A 14,364-nucleotide genomic window follows, 5' to 3' on the forward strand; every position below is an offset into this window, starting at 1 on the left:
CCTGATCATCGCGGGTCGTCGTCGCACGGATCAGCAGACCTCGGTGCCGACCGGGGTGCGGTCGTCCAAGCGCCGCGCGTAGGTGTCGCCGCCCACCCGGGCCTTGATGGAACACGTCTCGGCCGGTGTCGCGCCCGGGTAGTAGACGGCGTAGATCGGATTGCCGTTCTCGGCCTGCTTGAGTGAACGGCACGACTGGTCGGTGCGCAGGTACGACGCTCCCGGGTACCGGGCGAGCGCGGCTCCGACCTCTTGTGCGTACGCGCCCGGAGTCACCGCGTTGTAGACGACGGCGACGGTGCTCCCGTCGCAGGGCGGGTCAGAGATCGGCACCGGCAGACCCAGGTCGCCGGCCGGCCGCGTCTGGCGATCCGTGCTGGTCTGCGGAGGGCTGGCGGTCGCCGTCACGGTGAGAGTGGTGTCCGTCGGCTCGGCGGCCGCTGCATCGGTCGGCTGCGCAGCGGAGTCGGGGTCGTTGCCGGACAGAAACATCCAGACCAGGACCCCGGCCAGCGCGAGGACGGCGATCACCGCGACACCGGCCAGCAGCGGCGTGGTGGCGGAGCGCTGCGGTGAGGAAGGGGCCGGGGCCGGGGGCTGCGGCGGCGGATACGTCCCGGCCGGTGCGACCTGGGTGGCGCCGAGCAGAGGTCCGGGCGTCTGCGGCATCGGCGGCGCGGACCCGGCCAGGGTCGCGCGCGCCGCCGCCGCGAACTCACCGGTGGTGGGGTAGCGGTCGGCGGGGTTCTTCGCGGTGCCGCGCGCGATGGCCGCGTCGAACGCGGTTCCGGTGGTGGGGAGCGGCCGGTGCAGGTGGCCGGCGATGATCTGTTCCATGCTGTCGGTGCCGAACGGCTTTGCGCCGGTGAGGCATTCGAAGAGGACGCAGGCCAGGGAATAGGTGTCACTGGCCGGTCCGACCGGTGCTCCGGTGCCGAACCGTTCGGGAGCCATGTAGTTGAACGAGCCGATCGCCGAGCCGGTGGAGGTCAGCGCGGTCTGACCGGCCGACAACACCAGGCCGAAATCGACGAGATAGGCGAAGCCCCGCGCGTCGAGCAGGATGTTCTCGGGTTTGACGTCGCGGTGGGTGAGACCGGCCTGGTGAGCCGAGTCGAGGGCGCCGGCGATCTGCGCCACGATGTCGACGGCCCGCTCGGCGGGCAGCGGCCCGCGGCCGATGAGCGCGCGCAGATCCTCGCCGTCGACGATGCGCATGTCGAGGTACAGCTGGCCGTCGATCTCGCCGTAGTCGTGGATCGGGATCACGTGCGGGTCGTTGAGACGGGCCGCGGTCTGCGATTCGCGCAGGAACCGGGTGCGGAACTCGTCGTCGTCGGCGAGATGCGGCGGGAGGAGTTTGAGGGCGACGGTGCGGTCCTTGACGGTGTCGACGGCCTCGTAGACCTCGCCCATGCCGCCGCGCCCGATCCTCCGGACCAGCCGATACGGTCCGAGAGTGCTGCCGCTGCGATCCCCTGGTGTCGTCATAGCCGACGACGTTACCGGGGCGCCTCACCGAGCGGGAGACCCTGTTCCAGCAGGGTGAGGGCTTCCTGGAACTCGGCGAGGGCGGCCTCGTCGGGCGTGCTGGAGCGTTCGGCGATGTGCATCATCACACCGGACGCGGCCGCGATGAAGACGCGCAGCCGGAGGGAATCGGCGGGCGTCCCGGTGTACTCGGCGAAGAAGTCGGTCATCTCCTGCATCACGTGGTCCGCATCGAGCTGGTGGGCCATCCGGAGAGTCGGCTCGGTGAGGATCAGCCGGATCCGTTCCGGATTCGACGCCCACGGATCGTCCGCGGCGAGCGCGAACAGGCCGACGACGACGCGGCGGAGCAGATCGAAATGGCCCAGCCCCGGCGGCATCTCGGCGAGCAGGCGTCGTCGTGCCTCGTCGAGGTCGTCGTGCAGGATCACCTGCTCCTTGGTGTCGAAGTACCGGAACAGTGTGGTGTGCGAGACCCCCGCCTGCTTGGCGATCTGGGCGACGGTGGTCTCCTGGTAGCCCTGCTCGGCGATCAATTCCAGTGCGGCCGAACGGATGGCAGCCCGGGTGCGCGCCTTGTTCTGCTCGCGCAACCCGGGCGGCTGTGATCCGGTCGTCACGTGCGCGCTGCCGGTTCCGGCAGGTCCACCGGCTCCTCGGCCGAGGCGCTGATACCCCGGTTGCGGACGGCGCTGCCTTCGACGTCGACGTTCGGGATCACCTTGTTCAGCCACGACGGCAGTCGCCAGGCCCTGGCGCCGAGCAGCGAGATGACGGCGGGCACCACGATCATGCGGATGATGAAGGCGTCGAAGAACACGGCCACGGCCAGCGCGAAGCCCATCATCACGACCATGGTCTCGGGGGAGAGCATGAAGGCGACGAACACACTGATCATGATGACAGCTGCCGAGGTGACCACACGCGCGCCGTGCCGGTATCCGGCCACAATGGCGTCCTTGGGCGACATGCCGTGCATGAACTCCTCGCGCATGCGAGTGACCAGGAACACCTGGTAGTCCATCGCGAGGCCGAACACCACGCCCACCAGGAAGATCGGCAGAATCGAGATCATCGGCTTGGGGTTCTCGATCAGGCCGAGCCAGCCGTCGGTGAAGACCGCGGTGGTGACGCCGAACGCCGCCATCAGTGAGAACACGAAGCCGAGCGTCCCGATCAGCGGCACCCAGATGGAGCGGAACACCACGATCATGATCAGGAAGGCCAGGCCGACCACCACGGCGATGTAGCCGATGAGTGCGTCGTCGAGCTTCGCGGACAGATCCGAGAGCGTGGCCGTCTCACCGCCGACGTTCATGGTGATGCCGCCCGACTCGGTGATCCCGGGGCTCAGCGCGCGGATGGCCTCGACGAGGTCGTGTGTTTCGGGTGACGCCGGCGAGCTCAGCGGGGTCACCATGATCAGGGCGGCGTCGGCGCCGGTCTGCATCAGCGGTTCACCGGTGCCGTTGCCCATCCACCCGAGGGCCTCGGGAACGGCGACGCCGGGAAGGGTCTTGATCTTGTCGACCGCAGCGGTGGCGGCCGGCCCCACCTCCGATTCTTGGTCGGCGGTGAGGACCACGAGCAACTGGCCGTTGACGCCCTCGCCGAATCCCTTCGCGATGATCTCCTGGGCGGCGACCTCCTCGTCGGAGGTCATGTCCATGCCGAGCTGCATGCCCTTGGCGGGGATCGCGGCGGCGACCAGGATCGCCAGACCCACGGCGATGAACGGCAGCGGCCGGGCCACCACGGCCTTGCCGAACTTGACTCCGAGCGACTCGTAGCTCTCGTCGGCCTCCGCATGTTTGATCCAGGGAATCCGCGGGGTGAAGGCGAAGCGTCCGAAGGCGCCGAGGATCGCCGGGATCAGGGTGAGCGAGGACAGGACCGCGGCCACGATGGCGACGGCGGCACCCAGACCCATCTGGGTGATGATCGGGATGCCGATGACCATCAGGGCCGCGACGGCGACGACCACCATGAGGCCGGCGAACACCACGGCGGTGCCCGCCGTTCCCACGGCGCGGCCGGCCGCGTCTGCGGGATCGCCGCCGCGGTTCCGTTCGGTCCGGTAGCGGGACACGATGAACAGCGCGTAGTCGATCGAGACGGCGATGCCGAGCATCATGACGATGCCGGTCGCGGCCTGGTTGACGGACATGAACTCGGCGCTGAGCGTCAGCAGCCCCATCGTGAGACCGACGGCGACGATGCCGCTGATCAGCGGAATGAACGCGGCGATCAGGGCGCCGAAGGCGACGATCATGACCAGGAACGCGACGCCGAAGCCGATGGCCTCGGCCGCGCTCTCCTCCTGGGCCTGCATCAGGGTGCCGGTGGCCTCCACGTCCAGACCGCCGGTCCGGTTCTGCTCCAGCACCTTCAGCAGCGCCTGCTTGTGCTCGCCTTCCACCTCCATCATGTCGATGTCCTGACTGACCGTGATCAGGCCGATCGTGCCGTCCCGGGACAGCACCTGGGCCCCGGCGGAGGGATCGGCGGCCGCCAGGGTGACGGGGTTGACGATGGCGTCCGCCTCGGACACCTCGTCCAGGTTCCGCAGGCCGGCGGCGAGCTTGTCGATCTGCCCGGAATGGGCCGCCAGACCGTCGTCGGCGGCGACGACGACGACGGTGCGCGCCTTGGTCTGCTGTTCTGCGAGGTGCGGGAACTTCTCCTGCATCTGCTCCATCGCGATGCCCGCGTCGGTGCCCGGCAGGTCGAAGCTCTTGTCGAACTGTGGCGACAGGGCGTAGACGAGGCCGCCGACGATCGCGGCGATCACGACCCAGGTGCCGAGCACCCACCACTTGTGGAGGAACGAGAACCGGCCGAGCCGGAAGAGAACGGAGGACATGCCGTCAAGTGTTACTGACTAACACTTTTGTCGGCAACGCGGATTCAGCGTGATGCCGCGCACACCTCGGCGAGGAACTCCCGAATCAGTCCGTGGTCCTTGAAGCCGGGCGCCGACTCGACCCCGCTCGACACGTCGACTCCCCACGGCTGCGCCAGCGCGATCGCGGCAGCCACGTTGTCCGGTCGCAGTCCGCCGGCGAGCAGCCATCTGCCGTCGGGTCCCGCGTCGTTCAGCGCCGCCAGATCCCACTGCTCGCCCGAGCCGGGCGAGGGCGCGTCGAGGAGCAGCAGTTCCTCGCCGAAGGCGCCGACGTGCAGGTCGGGGGCGTGGGCGAGGGACGTGGCGCGCCAGACGCGGGGGACGATAGCGAGAGCCGCGGCGAAGTCGTCGGTGGTGTAGCGGCGGCCGTGCAACTGGAGCACGGAGACGCCGAGGTCGCGTGCCAGGCGGGCGGCGACGTCGGCGGGCTTGTCGTTCACGACGAGCACCGTGTCGACCTCGTCGTCGGCGGCCGAGACGATGCGCCGGGCGAGCGCGGCGTCGATCGCGCGCGGACTCGTGTCGTTCATCACTATGCCGATCGCGTCGGCGCCGGCGCTCACGGCCACCGCGACGTCGTCGACCGCGGTCAGGCCGCACACCTTGGCATACATGCCCCCATGGTAGGCGCCGAGAATTGCCTTCCGTTTGTTGCGGTTTCCGCTCTAAAAGGAAGGTGAATTGCGGAGGGGCCGTGAACCGGGCGGAGACACCAGTGCCGCGGCGATCGCGGTGGTGATCGGGACCGACATCGCCAGGGCGATGCCGCCGACGAAGGTTCGGGCGAGCTCGATCGAGACTTCCTCGCCGGTGAGCAGACCCGAGATCGGCTGACCGGCGACGGAGAACAGCAGTAGGAGGGGGAGGGCGCTGCCCGCGTACGCGAACACCAGGGTGTACACGGTGCTCGCGATGTGATCGCGGCCGACTCGCATGGCGCCGCGGAAGGCAGACAGGCGCGACTGCCCGGGCAGGGCGGCGAGCTCGAACGTGGTCGACGCCTGGGTGATCGTGACGTCGTTGAGCACGCCGAGCGTCCCGATCACGAAGCCGGCGAGCAGCAGCCCGGACAACGAGATGGAACCCTGGTACACCTGCAGGCTCCGGGTCGACTCGCTGGACAGTCCAGTCAGAGTCAGCGAAGCCACCGCCGCGTAGCTCAGCGCCGCCGCCAGACCGAGGGACATCAGCGTGCCGAGCAGTGCGGACGCGGCGCGCATGTTGGCCCCGTGCGCCAGGAAGATCACCGGGTACAGGATCGCCGCCGAGGAGACGACGGCGACGGCCACCACGTTGTTCCCGTCGAGGATCGACGGCAGCGTGAAGTAGCCGAGCACCGCGAACGCGAACGCGAGGCCGATCACCGCGCGCAGCCCGCGCCAGGTGGCCACGGCGATCACCGCGATGACGAAGGCGAGCGCCCACAGGATCAGCTCGCCGCCGCGCCGGTAGTCGTGGAACGAGTAGCGTTGCTCGCCGTCGGGCGCGGTGATCTCGGCGAGCCGGACCTCGTCGTCCATCTTCAGGTCGGGCTGGCCGGCGATGGGCGCGTCCGGATCGAGGCCCGCGGTCGATTCGGTGCCGCCGGGACGGTCGTCGTCGTGCAGGCTCGCATTGGTCGGCACCGCGAGGACGGCGTAGCGTCCGGCGTCGTCGCCGGACTGGATCCGGACCACCGAGGCGATGCAGTCGCCGCCGGTGGACGGGATCTGCGGGAACTCGCTGCTCGACGTGCCGTCGCCGACCGCCGAGCAGGCGGCGCGCGACTGCGCGACCACGGTGGCGTCGACCAGAGTGAGGGGTCCGCCGTCGGCGGACTGGAAGCGGGTCGGCAGCGGCCGGTCGTCGGCGTGGCTCGGCCACAGCAGCGCGGCACCGATCGCCACCGCGACGGCCGCGACCGCGAGCACGGCGACGACAATCGATCGGGAGTGGCGTGCCAGGTTCTCCACCGGGCCGGACGCGTGGGCGTGGGAATGCCCGTGCGGCGCGGGCGGTTCGGGCTGGCGATGGCTCACCACGCCGACGCTAGCCCATCGGCGACGCGACGTCGCCGGGCTGGTTGTACCGGGGATTTGGATAACGAATCGGCGACTCGGCCGGTGACTCGCGCTGCCGCGGCGCACACTTTCTGGCGATGGTCGACGAAAGGGCCCCTGGATGAATCCGATCGCACAGCTGGCGATCGTGCAGATCGGTGTGCCACTGGTGCTGATCGTGCTGAACGCAATCGTGCCGGCGGCCTCCTGGTGGGCGCTGGGGATGCGGGCGCTGCTGCTCGGACTGGGACTCGCGTGGCTGGTGCTGGGTGGGCTCTGGCTGTATCCGCCGTGGTGGACGCCGTTCGTGATGGTCGTCTTCGCGCTGCTCAGCCTGATCCCGCCGATCCTGCGGCTGTCCCGGGGCGGGGCGTCGCGGAGACCGTGGCGGCGGTGGAGCGAGACGGCGATCGTCGCGGTGACGGCGGTGGCAGTGCTGGTGGTGCTGGTGGTGCCCGCCGCCGCCGGCCGGACCCTGCCTCGGGGGCCGGTGGTCGATCTCGCCGAGCCGCTGGACCCGGGCACCTATTATGTGGCGAGCGGCGGCTCGACGATCGCGCTCAACCGGCACCTGGCCACCCGCGACTCGGACACCTGGCGCGGGCAGAGCCGGGGCGTCGACCTGGTGAAGGTCGACTCGCTGGGGAGGCGGGCCCACGGCATCGCACCGGAGAATCCGGAGGACTACTTCATCTTCGGCGAGCCGGTGATCGCCCCGTGCGTCGGGAGTGTGGTCGCCACGCGCGACGACCTGGTGGATCAGCGGGTACCGCAGGTGGATCGCGAGAATCCGGCGGGCAACTACGTCCTTCTCCAATGCGGGGCGTCGCAGGTGCTGCTGGCGCACCTGCGGCAGCGCAGCGTCGTCGTGAAGCAAGGCGACCGAGTGGAGCTTGGGACACTGCTCGGCCGGGTCGGCAACACCGGAAACTCGTCAGAGCCTCACCTGCACCTCCACGCGCAGAGGCCGTCGACCGACTCGGCCGAACCCTTTGCCGGGGAACCGGAGTGGATCACGATCGAGGGGCACTTCCCGATCCGCAACCGGCTTATGCGCTTGTAGAGCGGCGAGAATCGGCACAATCGGGGAGTGGAACCAGTACCCGAACCCGAGTGAGGAACCGATGCGCGCTGTTCAAGTCAAGACCGGAGTCGTGCGGTGGCCGCTCATCGCCGTGCTCGCGGCGGTCGCCCTGCTCGTCGCGGCGTGTGGAGACGACGGCGGTTCGGGCGACCCGGATACACGGGTGGTGACGGTCGCCGGGACCGGGGACGTGCGGGGAGCACCGGACACACTGCGAGCGAACATCGGCGTGGAGGCCGAGGGCCCGGATGTGTCGTCGGCGATCAGTGCGGTCAACACTGCGGCCGCACGGGTCAGCGAGGCGTTGAAGGAGGAGGGCGTCGAGGAGAAAGACATCCAGACGCAGGAGATGTCGATCTCGGCGCGTCGCACCAGCCCGGAGCCGGGGCAGACGAGCACGATCGGCGGATACCAGGCGCGGAACACCGTGCGGGTGATCGTGCGCGATTTGCCGAAGGCGTCGGCAGTGCTCGACGCGGCGATCAAGGCCGGTGGCGATCAGACTCGGCTGAACGGGGTCTCGTTCGCGATCGAGGACGATTCGAAGCTGGTCTCGGATGCACGGGAGCGGGCGTTCGCCGATGCCAAGGGCAAGGCCGAGCAGTACGCGGCACTGGCGGGGGACCAGCTCGGCGGCGTCGTCAGCATCGAAGAGAACGTGACCGGGCAGCAGACGCCGTTCAGCAGGGAGCAGCTCGGCGCCGCGCCGGCCGTCATCGAGCCGGGAGAACAGACGATTCGGGTGAACGTGTCGGTCAAGTGGCGCCTCAAGGGGTGAGGCTGTTTACGTGCTTCCGGCGATGACGAGGAGGCCGCCGAGCATGGCGGTGTTCTTCAGGAACTGCGTCCGCATCTGAGTACGGGCCGCCGGGTCGGTCTCCTTCCAGAAGGCGTGCCCGGCCAGCGTGGTGGGGACCAGCGTCGCGGCCACGAGCGCCGCTCCGGAGCGGGTTGCCAGGCTCGACGCGACCATCGTTCCGCCGACCACCATCGCTCCGCCGCTGGCCCGCACGAGGACGGCGTCGTCGACGGGGAGGGGCACCACCGCGCGGACCTTGTCCAGCAAGGGCGCGGCCATCTCGACGCGCGGGCCCGGTGCGCTGGCGCTGGCGTATCCCATCCTGATGTACGGAAGGCCGGTGAGGGCGCGACCGGCGCCGGCGAGGAGACTCATGGCGGTCCTTTCAGATCGGTGCCTCCACGGTAACGCCACCACGTCGGTCGTCACCGTGTGGTGCTGGCTGTGGTCGACGGGTGAGACCTGGGAAATCAGGATGACCTAGGACTCTCGTCCTCGGACTCTTGTCGTGCGGACAGTCGGCTGTGGCGCTGCTGGACGGCTTGAGCACTGTTCAGTCCGACGCCCTGGGCGATCGACTGCCACGTCATTCCCCGCTCGCGTGCCGCGTTCAGCAATTCCAGTTCGACGCGGTCCTCGTCGGCCCGGAGGAGATCGATGAGTGTGAGGGTCGCCAGTAGGTCTGCGTCGTCGACAGGGGGCTCGTCGGGGTCGTAGGGGATCGACCCGAAGAGCAGGCCGGTGACGAGCCGAATCGCTTCGTAGGGTTCGGTCATGGCTTGATTCATGGCGCGCTTCCGCTGCTCGTCGGTCGCCGCGTGCCGCTCGCAGATGCGGAACAGAGCCGCCCAGGGGCCTTCGTGTGTTTCGGTCATCAACCCAGTACACGCTCTCAACAATGTGTTGTCATCACAACGTTGACAACGTGGCGTTGAAGGATGTTGCGGCGGATTCGGGGCCGGTGCGGTCAGGCTCTTGTGGCCCGAGATCCTCGGGTGGTCCGGGGTCAGGCGACCCAGTGTCCGTGCACGATCCGGAATGGACGGGCAGTCCGGTGTTCGCCCGGTGGCCCGGTCGCGTCCGGTGAAGCGATCACTTCACGCAATGCGCTGACGTCGGGCATTCGTATGTTGCCGGGCGGTCTGGTGTCGGCCGGCGGTTCATCTGCTGCTGGGATGCGGCTGGGGTCGGGTGCGAGGCGTTCGGGGTGGAACATGATGTTGCTCTGCCATGGGGTGCCGTGTCCGACGGGCCGCCACCCGACGTGTCCGGCGTCGGGACCGAAGGTGAGGACCGTCGACTCCCAATGGCCCGGGGTTGTGCCGTTCATGCGGTTGTGCCGTCCGCATGCCCCACCCAGACGATCGATATCGGTCTGCCCGTCGTCGGTCCAGTCGGGCATATGGTGGGCTTGGGTGCGGATGAACGGGACGGTGCAGCCCGGGGCGGTGCAACCGCGGTCGCGGGCGAACAGCGCCAGCCGTTGTGCTGCGGTGGCGAACCGGCTGGCGCGCCCCAGGTACAGGATTTGTCCGGTGGCCTTGGAGAACACCGCGAGATACGGGATGGTGTCGGCGGCGAACTGCACCAGATCAGACACCGGGATGCGGGTGCCGGTGGCGGTCCAGCCGATCCCAGCCTGCCTGGCCAGATCCTCATCGGTCACCGTGACCACGGTCTGCGACGGAATCCTCGTGGGGGCCGGCTGGCCGGCCAGCGCCGCAGCCCAGTCGCACAACGCTTCCAGAGCGTCATGCTGCCGTTGGCCGAGCGTCCGCGTGTCCCGTTCGGCGGCGGCGGCCAGGACGGCGGGGTCCAGGCCGGGTTGGTCGGCGGCCCCACGTGGGGAGTCCGGGTCGTCGGGATTGTTCATCCCGGTGGTGGCCCACTGATGCAAGACCACCTCCAGCTTGGCGCGCAGGACGGGGGTGAGCAGGGCGCGGACTTTGCTCATCAGTTGCCGGTTCTGCGGCTGCAGGTTGAAGGTGCGGCGGCGCTGGCGGTCGTGGTCGTCGGCCAGGGTGCCGTCGGGGTCGAGCCAGGCCAGGATCCGGTTGCCGACCACGGTGACCGCGGCCGGGTCCAGACGCCGCGCCGCATCAGCAAGCATGCCTTCGGCTTTGACGCGCTGATCGTGAGTGACCGCCGACGGCAGCTTGTCCATGATCTCGGTGACCGCCGCGACGTGGGCGCCGCCGGCGTCTCCGTCAGCGACCGCCGCCGCGGTCGCTGCGAGGTGGGGTTCGAGGCGTTCACCGGTCAGAGCACCCATGGCGCCGATGCCTTCGGCGGTGACCCGGCGGCGGCGGGCCTCACCCACACCCAGGCGAGCACCGTGGGCATACAGCTGGTGGGTCGAGATGAGCCCAGCACGCCGGTATACGCCACGGTTCGAGATTTCGATGTAGAGGGCGGCGTCGAACACTTCGGCGCGGCGTCGGGTCTGTTCACGGGTGTCGAGCAGACCCAGCAGGGCGTCGTCGGACTCGGCGGCCACCAAGGCGGCCGCTTCGGTGCTCAAGCGCTGTTCGGCGGCCGTCTGTACCGCCAGCAATTCTGCGGGCGACAGGCCGGCGATCAGCGTGTCGGGGTCGAAACCGGCAGTGTCGTCGTTGTACGAGATGCCGTTGACAGTCACGATGTTCACCTCCCCCGAAGTGCTGTTCCCGCTGGTAGAACCGTTGGTTCCGGTTCTCCTTGTGTGTCTGACATCACTCTACGACGAGCCTCTGACAAATCTGATCTCGACCACTGAAGAGGTCAGTCGAGGCTGCTACCTGCGGTTAAGCGGTGCCCCCGGTCGGGCTCGAACCGACACTGCGCGGATTTTAAGTCCGCTGCCTCTGCCAATTGGGCTACGGGGGCGCGGGGTCGATCTTGCCAGGCGCAGTCTGGACGGTACTCCATCGCGGGGGCGTTTCGACGGCCTCCTCTCCCTGCGGGCTCGGAGGTGCTGGAGCGGGGGTGAGTGGTCTCGACTTCGCTCGACCAGCGAGGGGGCCGCTCGACCAGCGAGGGGGCGGTGGGTGGTCTCGACTTCGCTCGACCGGCGAGTGGGCGCTCGATCGGCGAGGTGGAGGAGTTCGACCCGTGCCGGTGGCAGATGGTTCCATAGGAGGCATGAAGGTCGAGATCTGGTCGGACATCAACTGCCCGTTCTGCTACATCGGCGTCAGCCAGTTCAACGAGGCGCTGGCCGACTTCGATCATGCCGCTCAGACCGCGGTGATTCACCGGTCGTTCGAGCTCGACCCCACGCAGCCGCGCGGGGCATCAGGGGACGTCGTCGCGCATCTCGCGGGGAAGTACGGCTTCACCGAAGAACAGGCCGCGCAGGGCGAACTGCAGATCGCGCAGAAGGCCGAGGAGTTCGGGCTGCCGTACGTGACCAGCGGGCGCGACTTCGGGGACTCTTTCGACATGCATCGCCTGGTCCACTTCGCCGGCGAGTCGGGTCGGGCCGAGGACATGCTGCTTGCGCTCTTCCACGCCAACTTCGGTGAGGAGGAGAAGCTGTTCGGCAGTCACGAACGCCTCGTGAAGATCGCCGTCTACGAAGGGTTCGACGAGGCCCAGGTGCGCGCGGTCCTCGCCGACCCGGACCGATACGCCCAAGCCGTCCGGGACGACGAGGAACTCGCCCGCGAACTCCGGTGCCAGGGGGTGCCGTACTTCGTCGCCGAGCGGCACTTCGTACTCAGTGGCGCCCAGCCGGCCGAGACCTACCTCGACTTCCTGAACCAGAGCTGGGAGCACTACTCCGGCACGACGTCGACGTAGTCGGTGAACCCGTACTGATCGTGCGGGCCGATCACGGAGAACTCGAAGAGTCCCTCACCGCGATGCACCCTGCCGTCGGGTCCGGTCATGGTGAACGACGCGAGATGGTCCACAGGACAGAAGAGCTTCATCGTCTTGTCGAGCTCGGAGACCTTCAGCCGGAGCGACTCGACCTTCTCCGCGCCCTGCCACATGCCGTGCCGCCAGTCTTGCTCGAGCCCGTAACCGGTTCCGAACCCGATGTAGTTCGCGACCTTCGGGGAGCACTCCACCGTCGTCGTGGCGCCTGACGGTTTGACGAAACGCAATGTCGCAGAGGCCGGCTCGCGACCACCGGGGACAAAGCTCACTTCGTGTTCGACGCGCCCGAGCCACTCCGGATCGCTTGAACCGTCGGCCCGGATCAGGCGAGCGTCGTCCATCACGCGCTCGCCGTCGCGCTTCTCCTGGACGATCGAGACGACCGCGAAGTCGTCGAACCGCATGACCGAGTAGATCCAGAAGAAGCTTGCGTTGTCGGAATCGGCGGCACGACGCCCGGGCGGCTCGGCTTCGCCGACCGGGCGGATGCCCCACGAGCGGTCACGATTGCCGCGCCACGTTTCGGGGGTGACCTCGAAGGTGCTGTCGCCCACCGTGAGCGAGCCGCTCCAATTGCCCGTCTGCACGAACCGCTGGGTGTCGAAGACAACCCGCTCGATCTGCCTCTGGAAGTGCCGGGGTTCGAGCACGGCGGGAGCGTCGGCGTCGAAGGTCAGCTCGAACGCGACGTCACCGTGTCCCGGCTCCAGCGAGATGCGCAGCCGCTGAAGACCTTCCAGAACCTCCACGGTGAACGGGCCGACGGTCAGGTCGTCGCGGTCGGCGCCGAGCGCGCGAGATGCGCGCACCACGAGATGATCGTCGCCGTGCCGTCCCACGGTGAAGCAGTCGGCCACACCGAGATTCGGGTAGACGCCGAGGCCGAAGATGAACCACGGCGTCTCGACGGGGCTCGACGAGTCGTCGAGCCGGGGATTGCAGTTGAAGTAGTAGCGGTCGTAGAAGTTGCGATCTGAGGTGCCGACGTGGCGGATCACCTCGGAGATCTGGTGGATCGGGTGATCGTCCATCGGGGAGAGGGTCATCGGATGTTCTCCCAGTAGGTTCCGGCGAGCATGGCTTCGAGGGTCGTGCGGTGCATGATCATGTCGTCGGGGTCGTCCGGTTCCGCCGCCTGGCCGAAGGCGATGGCGCGCGTCTGGACGCGATACATCACCGCGGCGTGGATCAATGCCGCGTACAGCGTGTAGAAGTCGAGGTCGCGGGGGTGGTAACCGGTCACCGCCGAATACTCCGCGGCGACCTGTTCGCGAGTGAGGAAGTCGGGCAGTCCGCCCAGGCCGGCGAGTTCGGTGATGTCCTGGAAGAACCGGTGGAGGAAGACCATCCAGGCCAGGTCCAGCTCCCGCGGGCCGACCGTGGCCATCTCCCAGTCGAGCACGGCGACGGGCTCGAAGCCGTCGTACATCACGTTGCCGATTCGCGCGTCGCCCCAGCTCAGCACCGGCTCGGACTCCTCGGGGAGGCGGGCCTCGACGTGTGCGAAGGCCCGCTCGATCAACGGTGAACCGGTCCGGCGCGCACTCGCCCAGTCGTAGAACTCGCGCAGGCGGCGCAGGTGCGCTCGAAGCGGGGTCTCGCCGTCGTTCGGCAGTGCCAGAGGTGCGCCGTCCAACGGAGTCGCGTGGATCCGGGCGAGCACGCCGACGGTGTTGCGGACCATCGCGTCGCGCTCCTCCGCGGTCGCCTCGGTGACCCACGAGCCGAAGGTGTACGGCATCACGTCCGGCGGCACCCGGCCGTCGACACGCGCCATCACGAAGAACGGCGCCCCGAGCGCGTCGGAGCTCGTCTCAGACCAGAACAGTTGCGGCACCGGGACATCGGTGGACTCGGCCACATGCTTGATCAGGTTGAACTGCCAGTCGAGGTCGTACGACGGGAAGATCGGATTGCTCGCGTCGAGCGGTGCCACGCGCACCACCAGCGCGTGATCTTCGCCACCCCACCGGGCGTCCGCCAGCAGGGTTTCGCTGGACATTCCGTTGGCGGACGGCAGCTGGACCTCGGTCACCTCGGCGTCGTCGCCGACGGTCGACTTGAGCCAGGAGTCGAGGCGCTCACACAGGTAGACCGGGTCTCGCTGGGATTCGGAAGGGCGCGCGATCTCGTGGCCCTCGTCGTGGGTCAGGCTGGACACGGCTCCATCAGAACACGGGTTACG

At 68.6% G+C, this 14,364-nt stretch carries 13 protein-coding genes and 1 tRNA gene; 3 read left to right on the forward strand and 11 right to left on the reverse strand.

Annotation, left to right across the window (positions count from 1 at the left end; all coding sequences use genetic code 11):
- Positions 1–30: 30 nt before the first annotated feature.
- From C6V83_RS05965 to C6V83_RS05985, 5 genes are read right to left on the reverse strand one after another with little or no spacing between them, the layout of a single operon-like run.
- Positions 31–1,491: a serine/threonine-protein kinase gene (locus C6V83_RS05965; protein ID WP_105941618.1), complete on the reverse strand. Its 1,461-nt coding sequence runs from the start codon at positions 1,489–1,491 to the stop codon at positions 31–33.
- Between the two features lie 11 nt (positions 1,492–1,502).
- Complete coding sequence (locus tag C6V83_RS05970) at positions 1,503–2,111, reverse strand: TetR/AcrR family transcriptional regulator (RefSeq protein WP_234353888.1); 609 nt, start codon at positions 2,109–2,111, stop codon at positions 1,503–1,505.
- A complete protein-coding gene (locus tag C6V83_RS05975) occupies positions 2,108–4,354 on the reverse strand; it encodes an MMPL family transporter (RefSeq protein WP_105941619.1) in 2,247 nt (748 codons plus the stop codon). The genes C6V83_RS05970 and C6V83_RS05975 overlap by 4 nt, the downstream gene beginning before the upstream one ends.
- Before the next feature lie 44 nt (positions 4,355–4,398).
- A complete protein-coding gene (locus tag C6V83_RS05980) occupies positions 4,399–5,010 on the reverse strand; it encodes a phosphoribosylanthranilate isomerase (protein ID WP_105941620.1) in 612 nt (203 codons plus the stop codon).
- Between the two features lie 51 nt (positions 5,011–5,061).
- The gene (locus tag C6V83_RS05985) at positions 5,062–6,414 is read right to left on the reverse strand and encodes a YibE/F family protein (protein ID WP_234353889.1); all 1,353 of its coding nucleotides are present in this window, start codon (positions 6,412–6,414) and stop codon (positions 5,062–5,064) included.
- Between the two features lie 142 nt (positions 6,415–6,556).
- On the opposite strand from C6V83_RS05985, the gene C6V83_RS05990 reads away from it, so the two are divergent.
- Both C6V83_RS05990 and C6V83_RS05995 read left to right on the forward strand, forming a co-directional pair.
- Positions 6,557–7,498 (forward strand): M23 family metallopeptidase, encoded by a 942-nt coding sequence (locus tag C6V83_RS05990; protein WP_105941622.1) that lies wholly within the window; start codon positions 6,557–6,559, stop codon positions 7,496–7,498.
- Between the two features lie 61 nt (positions 7,499–7,559).
- Positions 7,560–8,297: an SIMPL domain-containing protein gene (locus C6V83_RS05995; protein WP_105941623.1), complete on the forward strand. Its 738-nt coding sequence runs from the start codon at positions 7,560–7,562 to the stop codon at positions 8,295–8,297.
- Between the two features lie 6 nt (positions 8,298–8,303).
- Here C6V83_RS05995 and C6V83_RS06000 read toward each other — a convergent pair whose 3' ends face one another.
- The 4 genes from C6V83_RS06000 to C6V83_RS06015 form a co-directional block, all read right to left on the reverse strand.
- Positions 8,304–8,693 carry a DoxX family membrane protein gene (locus tag C6V83_RS06000; protein WP_105941624.1) on the reverse strand — a complete coding sequence of 130 codons (390 nt, stop codon included), beginning with the start codon at positions 8,691–8,693 and terminating at the stop codon, positions 8,304–8,306.
- Between the two features lie 95 nt (positions 8,694–8,788).
- The gene (locus tag C6V83_RS06005) at positions 8,789–9,193 is read right to left on the reverse strand and encodes a DNA-binding protein (protein ID WP_105941625.1); all 405 of its coding nucleotides are present in this window, start codon (positions 9,191–9,193) and stop codon (positions 8,789–8,791) included.
- Positions 9,194–9,324: 131 nt separating this feature from the next.
- Positions 9,325–10,956, reverse strand: a complete 1,632-nt coding sequence (locus C6V83_RS06010; RefSeq protein WP_159067454.1) for an HNH endonuclease signature motif containing protein — start codon at positions 10,954–10,956, stop codon at positions 9,325–9,327.
- A gap of 153 nt (positions 10,957–11,109) precedes the next feature.
- A tRNA-Leu gene (locus tag C6V83_RS06015) sits at positions 11,110–11,183 on the reverse strand.
- 255 nt (positions 11,184–11,438) lie between these two features.
- Between C6V83_RS06015 and C6V83_RS06020 the strand changes: the two genes are divergently transcribed.
- Positions 11,439–12,098 carry a DsbA family oxidoreductase gene (locus C6V83_RS06020; RefSeq protein WP_105941627.1) on the forward strand — a complete coding sequence of 220 codons (660 nt, stop codon included), beginning with the start codon at positions 11,439–11,441 and terminating at the stop codon, positions 12,096–12,098.
- Here the strand turns inward: C6V83_RS06020 and C6V83_RS06025 are convergent.
- Positions 12,074–13,225 carry a hypothetical protein gene (locus C6V83_RS06025; RefSeq protein ID WP_105941628.1) on the reverse strand — a complete coding sequence of 384 codons (1,152 nt, stop codon included), beginning with the start codon at positions 13,223–13,225 and terminating at the stop codon, positions 12,074–12,076. The genes C6V83_RS06020 and C6V83_RS06025 overlap by 25 nt on opposite strands.
- A complete protein-coding gene (locus C6V83_RS06030; protein WP_105941629.1) occupies positions 13,222–14,340 on the reverse strand; it encodes a phosphotransferase family protein in 1,119 nt (372 codons plus the stop codon). Before C6V83_RS06030 ends, C6V83_RS06025 begins: the two co-directional genes overlap by 4 nt.
- Positions 14,341–14,364: the final 24 nt, after the last annotated feature.

The organism is Gordonia iterans (assembly GCF_002993285.1).
In the GTDB taxonomy this organism is placed as follows: domain Bacteria; phylum Actinomycetota; class Actinomycetes; order Mycobacteriales; family Mycobacteriaceae; genus Gordonia; species Gordonia iterans.

What these genes read in the sequence shown, in the direction of transcription:
- C6V83_RS05965 (WP_105941618.1), bottom strand. Translation starts at nt 1,491, where the DNA reads ATGACGACACCAGGGGATCGCAGCGGCAGCACTCTCGGACCGTATCGG.
- C6V83_RS05975 (WP_105941619.1), bottom strand. Translation starts at nt 4,354, where the DNA reads ATGTCCTCCGTTCTCTTCCGGCTCGGCCGGTTCTCGTTCCTCCACAAG.
- C6V83_RS05980 (WP_105941620.1), bottom strand. Translation starts at nt 5,010, where the DNA reads ATGTATGCCAAGGTGTGCGGCCTGACCGCGGTCGACGACGTCGCGGTG.
- C6V83_RS05990 (WP_105941622.1), top strand. Translation starts at nt 6,557, where the DNA reads ATGAATCCGATCGCACAGCTGGCGATCGTGCAGATCGGTGTGCCACTG.
- C6V83_RS05995 (WP_105941623.1), top strand. Translation starts at nt 7,560, where the DNA reads ATGCGCGCTGTTCAAGTCAAGACCGGAGTCGTGCGGTGGCCGCTCATC.
- C6V83_RS06000 (WP_105941624.1), bottom strand. Translation starts at nt 8,693, where the DNA reads ATGAGTCTCCTCGCCGGCGCCGGTCGCGCCCTCACCGGCCTTCCGTAC.
- C6V83_RS06005 (WP_105941625.1), bottom strand. Translation starts at nt 9,193, where the DNA reads ATGACCGAAACACACGAAGGCCCCTGGGCGGCTCTGTTCCGCATCTGC.
- C6V83_RS06020 (WP_105941627.1), top strand. Translation starts at nt 11,439, where the DNA reads ATGAAGGTCGAGATCTGGTCGGACATCAACTGCCCGTTCTGCTACATC.
- C6V83_RS06025 (WP_105941628.1), bottom strand. Translation starts at nt 13,225, where the DNA reads ATGACCCTCTCCCCGATGGACGATCACCCGATCCACCAGATCTCCGAG.